This is a genomic window from Aliiroseovarius sp. YM-037 (genome assembly GCF_048060095.1).
Classification (GTDB): Bacteria; Pseudomonadota; Alphaproteobacteria; order Rhodobacterales; family Rhodobacteraceae; genus JBLUOA01.
In genome coordinates, this window is record NZ_JBLUOA010000003.1 from 279,077 (window position 1) to 289,992 (window position 10,916).

At 59.7% G+C, this 10,916-nt stretch carries 12 protein-coding genes; 5 read left to right on the top strand and 7 right to left on the bottom strand.

The window, feature by feature from the left end; genetic code table 11:
- Positions 1–115 precede the first annotated feature (115 nt).
- Positions 116–934: a DUF6473 family protein gene (locus ACEWPJ_RS14630; RefSeq protein WP_416513848.1), complete on the top strand. Its 819-nt coding sequence runs from the start codon at positions 116–118 to the stop codon at positions 932–934.
- Between the two features lie 54 nt (positions 935–988).
- On the opposite strand, the gene ACEWPJ_RS14635 is transcribed toward ACEWPJ_RS14630, so the two are convergent.
- Together ACEWPJ_RS14635 and ACEWPJ_RS14640 are read right to left on the bottom strand one after the other, a co-directional pair.
- Positions 989–1,915, bottom strand: a complete 927-nt coding sequence (locus tag ACEWPJ_RS14635; protein ID WP_416513849.1) for an electron transfer flavoprotein subunit alpha/FixB family protein — start codon at positions 1,913–1,915, stop codon at positions 989–991.
- A complete protein-coding gene (locus ACEWPJ_RS14640) occupies positions 1,915–2,673 on the bottom strand; it encodes an electron transfer flavoprotein subunit beta/FixA family protein (RefSeq protein WP_416513850.1) in 759 nt (252 codons plus the stop codon). Before ACEWPJ_RS14640 ends, ACEWPJ_RS14635 begins: the two co-directional genes overlap by 1 nt.
- A gap of 188 nt (positions 2,674–2,861) precedes the next feature.
- On the opposite strand from ACEWPJ_RS14640, the gene ACEWPJ_RS14645 reads away from it, so the two are divergent.
- Positions 2,862–3,227 (top strand): VOC family protein, encoded by a 366-nt coding sequence (locus tag ACEWPJ_RS14645; protein WP_416513851.1) that lies wholly within the window; start codon positions 2,862–2,864, stop codon positions 3,225–3,227.
- A gap of 1 nt (position 3,228) precedes the next feature.
- Here the strand turns inward: ACEWPJ_RS14645 and ACEWPJ_RS14650 are convergent, their stop codons facing one another.
- From ACEWPJ_RS14650 to ACEWPJ_RS14665, 4 genes are all read right to left on the bottom strand, one after another.
- A complete protein-coding gene (locus tag ACEWPJ_RS14650) occupies positions 3,229–3,801 on the bottom strand; it encodes a cob(I)yrinic acid a,c-diamide adenosyltransferase (RefSeq protein WP_416513852.1) in 573 nt (190 codons plus the stop codon).
- A 1-nt stretch (position 3,802) separates the two neighbouring features.
- On the bottom strand, positions 3,803–4,009 hold the full coding sequence (locus tag ACEWPJ_RS14655; RefSeq protein WP_416513853.1) for a twin transmembrane helix small protein: 207 nt from the start codon (positions 4,007–4,009) through the stop codon (positions 3,803–3,805).
- Between the two features lie 83 nt (positions 4,010–4,092).
- On the bottom strand, positions 4,093–4,926 hold the full coding sequence (locus ACEWPJ_RS14660; RefSeq protein ID WP_416513854.1) for an SDR family NAD(P)-dependent oxidoreductase: 834 nt from the start codon (positions 4,924–4,926) through the stop codon (positions 4,093–4,095).
- 71 nt (positions 4,927–4,997) lie between these two features.
- Positions 4,998–5,414: an SH3 domain-containing protein gene (locus ACEWPJ_RS14665; RefSeq protein WP_416513855.1), complete on the bottom strand. Its 417-nt coding sequence runs from the start codon at positions 5,412–5,414 to the stop codon at positions 4,998–5,000.
- A gap of 172 nt (positions 5,415–5,586) precedes the next feature.
- Here ACEWPJ_RS14665 and parC point away from each other — a divergent pair, with 172 nt between their 5' ends.
- Positions 5,587–7,836 carry a DNA topoisomerase IV subunit A gene (gene parC / locus ACEWPJ_RS14670; protein ID WP_416513856.1) on the top strand — a complete coding sequence of 750 codons (2,250 nt, stop codon included), beginning with the start codon at positions 5,587–5,589 and terminating at the stop codon, positions 7,834–7,836.
- Here the strand turns inward: parC and ACEWPJ_RS14675 are convergent, their stop codons facing one another.
- The gene (locus ACEWPJ_RS14675; RefSeq protein ID WP_416513857.1) at positions 7,837–9,204 is read right to left on the bottom strand and encodes a cytochrome P450; all 1,368 of its coding nucleotides are present in this window, start codon (positions 9,202–9,204) and stop codon (positions 7,837–7,839) included.
- Positions 9,205–9,304: 100 nt separating this feature from the next.
- On the opposite strand from ACEWPJ_RS14675, the gene ACEWPJ_RS14680 reads away from it, so the two are divergent.
- Positions 9,305–9,919: a hypothetical protein gene (locus ACEWPJ_RS14680; RefSeq protein WP_416513858.1), complete on the top strand. Its 615-nt coding sequence runs from the start codon at positions 9,305–9,307 to the stop codon at positions 9,917–9,919.
- A gap of 89 nt (positions 9,920–10,008) precedes the next feature.
- Positions 10,009–10,916: elongation factor Tu (tuf, locus tag ACEWPJ_RS14685; RefSeq protein ID WP_416513859.1), on the top strand; the 908-nt coding region annotated here is incomplete at its 3' end.

Sequence of the window (10,916 nt, forward strand, 5' to 3'; positions counted from 1 at the left end):
CAACTGCAAGGGGCGGGATCACCGAAAGGTTTACTCAAATACCGCATTTAGCAAATCCGAAACCACTGAATGTGAGGTTTGCAGCGGGTGAGTCGAAGGTGAGTGAGGTGGAGATATGGTGTATGAGAATCTGGGTGGCAGTCTGCTGGACTACGCCCCGTGCCGTTATGGCAAATCCAAGCTGTTGTTTCGGGGGCCGCGCAGACGGTTATCGGGCGATTATGTCGCGTTCCTTGGCGGGACGGAGACTTATGGAAAATTCATAGAACAGCCTTTTCCGGTCTTGGTGGAACAGATGACCGGCACGAAGTCGATCAACTTCGGCTGTGTGAATGCGGGGGCTGAGGTTTATTGCAATGACCAATCGGTTCTGGACGCCTGCGCCGATGCGCGCGCGACCGTGGTTCAGGTGACAGGCGCGCAGAATATCTCTAACCGGTTCTATTCGGTGCATCCGCGCAGAAACGACCGGTTCGTCCGGGCAACCACGGTGCTGCATACGCTTTACCCCGAGGTGGATTTTACCGAGTTCAACTTTACCCGCCACCTGCTGACCAGCCTGCATGATCTGTCGCCTGAGCGGTTCGAACTGGTCCGGCGTGAATTGCGGCGGGTATGGACCAAACGGATGGAGCAATTGCTTAGCCGCGTGGGGGAGCCTGTGATCCTGCTGTGGCTCGCCGATCATCGACCGGATGAAGGTGCTGCGGTCGGTCTGGGCCATGACCCGCTATTTGTCGATGCGCCGATGCTGCGAAGGCTCGACAGCCTTGTGGCCAAGCAGATTGAAATCGTCCCACCGCCCAAGAAAAAGGCGACCGACGGCATGGTGTTTTCCCCGATGGAGGCGCCGGCCGCGGCTGCGTCGCTAGGTGTTCCGGCACATAAGGATGCCGCGGATGCGCTGGCGGCGGAGCTTCGGCGGTTGCTGTGAACAAAAAACCCGCCGATTTCCCGGCGGGTTTTGTGTGGTTAACGGTGCGTAAGATCAGAGCTTTTCGATCAGCTCCGGCACGGCGGTAAACAGATCCGCGACAAGGCCGTAATCCGCAACTTGGAAGATTGGGGCCTCTTCGTCCTTGTTGATCGCGACGATGATCTTGGAGTCTTTCATCCCCGCAAGGTGCTGGATCGCGCCAGAGATGCCGACCGCGACGTAAAGCTCCGGTGCGACGACTTTGCCGGTCTGACCAACCTGCCAGTCGTTCGGGGCATAGCCGGAATCGACCGCCGCACGCGATGCGCCCACGGCGGCACCCAGTTTGTCGGCCAGCTTTTCGATCAGGGCGAAGTCTTCTTCGGACCCGACACCGCGGCCGCCGGATACAACGACGCCAGCCGACGTAAGTTCGGGACGATCGCTTTCAGCGACCTTGTCTTCGACCCATTCGGACAGGTTCGGATCATCCGCAGCGCCGATGTTTTCGACACTGGCGGAACCACCTTCGCCCGCTGCGTCAAACGCGGTCGTGCGGATCGACAGCACTTTCTTCGCGTCGCGCGATTTCACCGTCTGGATCGCGTTGCCTGCATAGATCGGGCGTTCAAACGTGTCGGCATCCTTGATGCCGGAAACGTCGGTGATCACCATCGCATCAAGCAGGGCTGCAACGCGCGGAAGGATGTTTTTCGCATCCGTCGTTGCCGGGGCGACGATGTGGTCATAGTCGCCAGCCAGCGACACGACCAGCGCTGCAACAGGTTCCGCAAGGCGATGACCGTAAAGGTCATGCTCAGCACAGAGCACGTTCTTCACGCCGTCGATCTTGGCAGCGGCCTCAGCGGCAGAGCTGCATGTCGCGCCGGAGCAGAGAACGGTCACGTCGCCCAACGCCTGCGCGGCGGCGACGGTTTTTGCGGTTGCATCGACGGACAGTTCGCCGTCGGTGACTTCTGCAAGGAGAAGAACAGCCATTACACAGCCCCCGCTTCTTTGAGTTTCTCAACCAGTTCATCGACAGAGCCGACGATCTCACCCGCTTTGCGGGCCTCGGGTTCTGTCGTCGAAACGATTTCAAGCCGCGGTGTCACGTCAACGCCGTAGTCCGCCGGGGTCTTTTCATCCAGCGGCTTTTTCTTCGCCTTCATGATGTTCGGCAGGCTTGCATAGCGCGGTTCGTTCAGGCGCAGGTCGGTCGACACGATGGTCGGCATCTTGACCTTGATGGTTTGCAGGCCGCCATCGACTTCGCGGGTGACAACGGCATTGTCGCCATCGATGTCGATATTGTTGGCATACATCGCCTGGCTCCACCCCAGAAGGGCAGACAGCATTTGACCGGTCGCGTTCATGTCATTGTCGATCGCCTGCTTGCCGCAGAGGACGAGGCCCGGCTGTTCTTCGTCAACGATCCCTTTCAGGATCTGCGCGACGGCCAGCGGTTCGATGTCCTGATGCACGTCGTCAGCGGCAACCACCAGAATGGCGCGGTCCGCGCCCATCGCAAGCGCCGTGCGCAGCGTTTCCTGGGCCTGCTTGACACCGATAGAAACGGCGATGACCTCTTCAGCCTTGCCAGCTTCTTTCAGGCGGATCGCCTCTTCCACGGCAATCTCATCAAACGGGTTCATGGACATTTTGACATTGGCGAGATCGACACCGCTGCCGTCCGCCTTGACGCGGACCTTCACGTTGTAATCGATCACGCGTTTGACAGGTACAAGCACCTTCATCTGCGTACGTCTCCTTCAGTGTCCCGAAATCGGGGCGTTCAGCTCTCGAAAGTGTGTTAGCTGAGGCAGAGCAGGGAAAACAGCCTAAAATCGACGAAATTGCTGTCGCCCGCGTCTGTCGGCGGAAATTTGGGGCGCGACGTTGCGTCGCTGGCTGCTAAGATGGTGCCAGAAAACGGAGGTGAAACATGGAGCGTGTAACCGGATTTGGTGGCTTTTTCTTCCGCGCGGATGACCCGAAGGCACTGGCGGACTGGTATCATAAGCATCTGGGTGTCGATCCCGTGCCAAGCGACTACGACACATCCTGTTGGGCGCAAGACGCTGGGCCGACGGTCTTTGCGCCGTTTGATAAGGTGACGGAATATTTCGGGAATAAGGAAAAGCAGTTCATGCTGAATTTCCGGGTGCGCGACCTTGATGCGATGGTGGCGCAACTGGAAGGGGCGGGGATCGAGGTGCGTCGCGACCCGGACTCCCCCTATCCCAACGGCAGTTTTGCGTGGCTGAATGACCCCGAGGGAAACCCGATTGAGTTGTGGCAGCCCGCGTAACCTAGCGGTTCGCGCCGGGCACCCACAGCACATCGTCAGCGCCGCCGCCATTGGCAACGCGAGAGGCGACGAAGAACCAATCTGACAGCCGATTCAGGTATTTAACCGCGGCGGGGTTCACCGATTCCTGTGTTGCGAGTTCCACGGCCAGCCGTTCGGCCCGCCGCGATACTGTGCGGCACAGATGAAGGTGCGCCGACAGCGCCGAGCCACCCGGCAGCACAAAGCTGCGCAGCGGTTGAAGGTCGGCGTTCATCGCGTCGATTTCGGATTCAAGGCGGCTGACTTGGGTGTCCGACATCCGTAGGGGCGGATATTCCGCATCCGCGTCTTTTTCCATGCCCGGGCGGCAGAAGTCAGCCCCAAGGTCGAACAGATCGTTCTGAATCGCGGCAAGCTGCGCGTTCATCTCACCCTCTGCGTGCAGGCGGGCAAGGCCGACGGTCGCGTTCGTTTCATCGACGGTGCCGTAGGCCATGACGCGGGCCGAATGTTTCGCAACGCGGCTGCCATCGCCCAGTGCGGTTTCACCAGCATCGCCGGTCCGGGTGTAAATCTTGTTCAGAACGACCATGCTAGTTTCCTCCGCCACGGAACAGGATGAATAGTAGGATAAGAACCACGGCCAGCGCCTGCGCCATGATCCGATAGCGCATGATGCGATTGGCGTGCTTGCGGTTGAAATCGCCGCCTTTGGCAAAGGCACCGATGCCGATCATCAGGATCACGACGACGGCCAAGACCGCGATGGCGACGATAATGAAAAGAGGGTCTTGGAACATGATCGGTCCTTTCGCTGCCTCGCACTACCGCCAAATCCGGTGGAATGCGACCCCAAATTCGGTGGCTGCGACCGTTCGTCAGCCTAGCCTTTTCGCAGGATCCGATCGAGCGCGCGGGTGCTCAGCATACGACGAAGCAGACCCAGCGCATAGGTCGGCGTTGTCACGTAATAGCGAGGTTTCGGACGGGGTGCTTCCAGCGCGCGGATCAGCTTTGCCGTGACGGCACTTGCCGGAAGCTCGAACGGCGCGGGTTCGCCACTTTCGTCGTTCAGCCGGGGTATTGCGGCGGTTTCATACAAATAGCGCTGGGCGGAACTCTCCCAATCGATCCAGGTCTCGAATTCCCGCCGCGCGTTCTTGCGGAAATCCGTCGTGATCGGGCCGGGTTCGATCAGTGTGACGTGAATTCCGGTTCCCTTCATCTCAAGCCGCAATGTGTCGGTGAGCCCCTCTAGCGCGAATTTTGTTGCGTTGTATGACCCGCGAAAGCGCATCGCGACAAACCCGAGGACGGATGAGCAATTGATGATCCGCCCATGCCCCTGCGCCCGCATCACCGGGATCAGGCGGCGGGTCAGGTCGTGATAGCCAAACAGGTTGGTTTCAAAAATCGCGCGCAGTGCGTCACGGGGAACATCCTCAACCGCGCCGGGGATCGCGTAGGCTCCGTTGTTGAACAGCGCATCAAGCGTGCCACTCGTCCGGCTGAGCGTTTCGGCAACGGCGGATTCAACCGACGCCTCGTCCGCATAGTCGAGGACGAAGCTCTCCAATCCCTCGGCCTTTAGCCGGGCGCAATCGATCTGCTGCCGACAGGTCGCGAAAACCCGCCAGCCACGCTTGGCCAGCGCGTGTGCCGCATCATACCCGATACCTGATGAGCATCCGGTGATCAGAATGGTTTTCTCTGCCATATGTCCCGCCGCGCTGTTTGGCTTTGACGAATAGGCCAAACTGCTTAGGCGGGCAACGCAAACGTCAGAGGCTACCGGGCAGGCGCCAGAAAACGCCGCGACATATAGCCTTCGTCGCCGGTTTCATTGACACTCAGCCGCGCCCAGTTGCCTTCGAACGCGATCACCTGCGCCTCGGTGCCTTGGTTAAGCGTCGCAACAACCGCCGTGCGCGACGACGGCCCGGACCGCAGGTTGACGCGGCTGCCGGACACAACCCAGTTCGTCACGCGACTTAGGATGACACCTTCAGGCGCATCGGTCGCGCCGACTTGGATAAGGTTCACTGGCCTAGGTCGCGTCGCTGCCCGATGCACCGGCTGCGAAACCACAGCGCTCGCGAGGATCGGCGCCGGGTCTTCGACGACGGCGGGCGTGGGTTCTTCAACCGCAAGGTTGGCTTCTGTCGTTGGCGTCTGTTCGGCGGGATCTTCGCCGTAAATTTTCAAAACAAGAACGAAAGCAAATGTAAAAAGAATCGTTAACCGTATCATTACAAATTTCCCCTAACGCCTCAGTATAGCATAAAAGCAGGGGCTTTTCGGCGCGCGGGGAAAGAATAGACTTCGTGCCCCCTATTGCCAGTTTACCAAGGCCGCAGGCGGCGCTATCACCGTCTGCATGAACGATTTGACTGACGATCCCGATATCGGCGCCACGCCCAATCCGAACGAAACGTCCGAGCCGCTGCGCCGCGCGATTGGTGAGCGTTATCTGACCTACGCACTGTCCACGATCATGCACCGGGCGTTGCCGGATGCGCGGGATGGACTGAAGCCCGTGCATCGGCGGATACTCTACGCGATGCGGGAACTGAAGCTGGCGTCAAACGGCGGTTTCCGAAAGTCGGCGAAGATTTCCGGCGACGTGATGGGCAACTATCACCCGCACGGGGATGCCGCGATCTATGACGCGATGGCGCGGCTCGCGCAGGATTTCGCGGTGCGTTATCCGCTGGTCGACGGGCAGGGGAATTTCGGCAATATCGACGGCGATAACCCCGCCGCCAGCCGCTATACTGAAGCCCGCATGACCGCCGCCGCCGAGGCGCTGCTTGAGGGGTTGAGCGAGAACGCAGTCGATTTCCGCGAAAACTACGACGGCACGCTGACAGAGCCTGAGGTGCTGCCGGCGTCGTTCCCGAACCTTCTGGCGAACGGATCAAGCGGGATCGCAGTTGGCATGGCAACGAACATACCGCCGCATAATATCACGGAGCTGTGTGACGCCTGCCTGCATATGATCAAGGTTCCCGATGTGCGGGACGACACGCTGGTCAATTACGTGCCGGGGCCGGACTTTCCGACCGGTGGTGTGATCGTTGAACCGCGCGACAGCATCCTTGAAACCTACCGCACCGGGCGCGGTGCCTTCCGTCTGCGCTGCCGGTGGGAGGTTGAGGATCTGGGCCGGGGACAGTGGCAGATCGTCGTAACCGAAATCCCGTATCAGGTTCAGAAATCAAAGCTGATCGAAAAGGTCGCGGAGCTGATCCAAACCAAGAAAATCCCGATTCTGGCAGACGTGCGCGACGAAAGCGCCGACGACGTGCGGATCGTGCTTGAGCCGAAATCGAAGAATGTCGATGCGGAGGTGTTGATGAACACAATGTTCCGCAATTCGGATTTCGAGGTGCGCTTCAGCCTCAACATGAATGTGTTGATCGACGGGCGCACCCCGAAAGTGTGCAGCCTGAAAGAAGTGCTTCGCGCATTCCTCGATCATCGGCGCGAGGTTTTGATCCGGCGCAGCCAGCACAGGCTCGATAAGATCGACCATCGGCTTGAGGTCTTGGAAGGCTATATCGTTGCGTTCCTGAACCTTGATCGTGTGATCGAAATCATCCGTTACGAGGATGAGCCGAAGGCCGTCATGATGGCCGAGTTTGAGTTGACCGACATTCAGGCCGAAGCGATCCTCAACATGCGGCTGCGCAGCTTGCGCAAGCTTGAGGAAATGGAGCTGAAGCGCGAACACGAAGCGCTGCTGCTTGAGCGGGAAGAGTTGACCGAATTGCTTGCTGATGAGGGGCTTCAATGGGACCGGATCAGCGACCAGTTGAAGGAAACCAAAAAGAAGTTCGGCAAAGACTACGAAGGCGGCGTGCGCCGCACCGATTTCGCCGAAGCGGGTGAGGTTGAGGACGTTCCGATCGAAGCGATGATCGAACGCGAACCGATCACCGTCGTCTGTTCGCAGATGGGGTGGGTTCGGGCGCTGTCGGGGCATATCGCGCTCGACAAGGAACTGAAATTCAAGGACGGGGATGGCCCCCGATTTGTGTTCCATGCCGAAACGACCGACCGCTTGCTGGTGTTCGGCACCAACGGGCGGTTCTATACGCTGAGCGCATCGAATCTGCCCGGCGGTCGCGGAATGGGCGAACCCCTGCGCCTGATGGTCGATCTGCCAAACGAATCCGAAATCGTCGGGTTGTTCATCCACCAGCCGGACCGAAAGCTGCTGGTCGCGTCCTCCGCCGGTGACGGTTTCCTCGTGGCCGAGGCTGAGGTTGTCGCACAAACCCGGACCGGCAAGCAGGTCTTGAATGTGCGCGGCGACAACCGTGCGCAGGTGTGCACCCCGGCATCGGGCGACCATATCGCCTGTGTTGGCGAAAATCGGAAAGTTCTCATTTTTCCGGTCGATGAGCTGCCGGAAATGGGGCGCGGCAAGGGCGTCAGGTTGCAAAAGTATAAGGATGGCGGTCTGTCCGACGCGACCACATTCAATCTGGAAGAGGGGTTGTCATGGCTCGACCCCGCCGGACGGACGCGAACCGAAACGGAGCTTGCCGAATGGATAGGTAAGCGGGCGAGCGCGGGTCGCATGGCCCCGCGCGGCTTCCCACGGGATAACAAGTTTACCTGATCAGGTTTCCTCAACCTTCAACCAAACCCCACCCTCAGGGCGCAGCGTCAGGATCATTACAGGCTTTGGTGCGCGCCCCTGAATGGGCGTAAACTGAAAACGCGCAAGCAGTGATGACAGGATAATCACCGCTTCCTGTAATGCGAATGTCGCGCCGATACAGATGCGCGGCCCGGCCCCGAACGGAAGGTAGGCGTATCGGTCAATCGCCTTGAGGTCCGCAAACCGATCCGGGTCAAAGCTGTCGGGATTGTCCCAAAGCAGATGGTTCCGGTGCAGCGCATAGATCGGCAGCATCACGGTATCGCCGCGCCGGACCTCTCGGCCACAAAGCGTGTCGTTGGCCTGCGCAGTGCGCGACAGGAAGGCTGCTGGGGGGTAAAGGCGCAGGGCTTCGTCAACGATCTGCCGGATATAGGGCAGTTCCGCGACGTCGTCGGCGGTTGCGTTGCGATCCCCGAGGACGGATCGTGCCTCATGACGGGCGCGGGTCTGGACGTCTTGGTCAAACGCGCAGAGGTATAGCGCCCAGGACAGGGTCAGCGCCGTTGTTTCGTGACCCGCAACGATGAAGGTCAGCAGATTGTCCCGAAGCTCTGACGTGGTCATGCGCCGTTTGGTTTCGGGGTCTTCGCCGTCCAGCAGCAGGTCGAGAAGGTCGGGAACGCCTGACCTTTCGCGATTGCGGCGCTCGTCGATCACCGTGTCAGCGGCCCGCTTCATCTGCTTCAACGACCCTGAGGACAGCACCCGCGACGGGCGTGGCACCCAAGTCGGCACCCCGATCACGTCGAGCAGGGAGACTTTCGCAGTCTGATCGATATAGGCATCAATCGCCTTGTGCATCGCGGTGCGATCAAAGCCCTCATCGCCCGAAAAGGTGACGTCAGAGATCACCTCGAACGTCGCTGTCACCATTTCCTGATAAAGATCCGCCCCCCGACCGGCCTGCGCGCCAACCCGCGCGACAGAGCGTTCAGCCGCCGCCGTCATCATCGGCGCGAGGTTCTGGATGTTGCGGAATGAAAACACAGGCGCGGCCGTGCGGCGTTGCCAATGCCAGTGGGCGCCTTCGGCGACAAACAGGCTTTCCCCGATGGCCGGGCGCAGGATGTTCTTGGTCACGTCGGATTTCGGATAATCCTCCAACCGGTCCTTCAGGATATGCCGGTTGGCTTCCGGGTCCATCACCATATGCCACCGCTTCCCGGTCTTGCCGGACACGATCGGCTGGCGTGTCGCGATTTCCGGCACGATTTCAAGCACGTTGCGCCGCGCGGCTTTCAATGACCGCAAGATACCCCACGGTTCTGACACCAGCGGGACACGAACCGGAACGTCTGTAAGCTTGGGATCGTGACCGTCCATCCTTCAAATATATGCCGAACGCCGCGCCTTGCAATCGCTGGTGATTGCGTGTCGGTAACCCATGGGTTATCCCGATAGGATATCAGTTACGGAGAACTCCATGTCCCTGTCCTCAACGTCGCGCCTGATCGTCGCGTTTGTCGCCGCTGCCGTCTTGTCTGCTTGTAGCAGCGCATCATCGCTCGACAGTCCGCTTGAGAACCTTGGCAATTTCAAACTGGGGCATAACATCGTCATCGCCGACAACGCGCAGATCGGCCCGCTTTCCCGCGCGGCTGAACCCGACGATTGGGAAGCAGCGATGACCACCGCGATTGAGGATCGGCTGGGCCGTTATCAGGGTGAGGGGCTGTTCCACCTCGGCGTAACGGTCGAAGGCTATAACCTTGCCGTGCCGGGCGTGCCGCTTGTCGTGTCGCCGAAATCCGTGCTGATCATCAGCGTGAATATCTGGGACAACAGCACGCGCGAAAAGCTGACAGAAGAGCCAAAGCAGTTCACCGTATTCGAAGCACTTTCCGGCGAAACCATCGTTGGGTCTGGCCTGACACAGAACAAGGCGCAGCAGATGGAGAACCTCAGCATCAATGCGGCGGCGGCGATCGAAAGGTGGCTGGTTCAGAACCCGCAATGGTTCGGAGTGACGGCGGATGCAACGGAACAGGCTGTTCCCGCTTCGGAAAATACGGCCGCAACCGCCGAAACTGCCAACTGACGCTTGATTTTTCCCGCCAGGTTTCGTAACGAGCGCGCGATGTTAATTCGGGTCGGCTGAGACCCCAAAGCACGAGGCGCCTGAGGATCATGGCAAAGGAAAAGTTTGAGCGCAGCAAGCCGCATTGCAACATCGGCACGATTGGTCACGTTGACCACGGCAAGACGACGTTGACGGCGGCGATCACGAAGCAATACGGTGATTTCAAGGCGTATGACGAGATTGACGGCGCGCCGGAGGAAAAGGCACGCGGGATCACGATCTCGACGGCGCATGTCGAATACGAGACCGACAACCGTCACTACGCCCATGTCGACTGCCCCGGCCACGCCGACTATGTGAAGAACATGATCACCGGTGCGGCGCAGATGGACGGCGCGATCCTGGTGGTGAACGCCGCTGACGGCCCGATGCCACAAACGCGTGAGCACATTCTGCTGGGCCGCCAGGTTGGTATCCCGTCGATGGTCGTGTTCCTCAACAAAGTCGACCAGGTCGACGATGAGGAACTGCTTGAGCTGGTCGAAATGGAAGTCCGCGAACTGCTGACCGAATACGACTACCCGGGCGACGACATTCCGATCATCGCAGGCTCGGCCCTGGCCGCTCTGGAAGGCCGTGACGACAATATCGGGTCTGAAAAGATCGCCGAGCTGATGAAGGCCGTGGACGAATACATCCCGCAGCCTGAGCGTGCTGTTGATCAGCCGTTCCTGATGCCGATCGAGGACGTGTTCTCGATCTCCGGCCGCGGCACGGTTGTGACCGGTCGTGTTGAGCGTGGCGTGATCAATGTTGGCGACGAGATCGAAATCGTCGGCATCAAGGACACCACCAAGACGACCTGTACCGGTGTTGAAATGTTCCGCAAGCTGCTGGATCGCGGTGAAGCCGGCGACAACATCGGCGCGCTTCTGCGTGGTGTGGATCGTGAAGGCGTTGAGCGTGGCCAGGTTCTGTGTAAGCCGGGTTCTGTGAAGCCGCACACGAAGTTCGA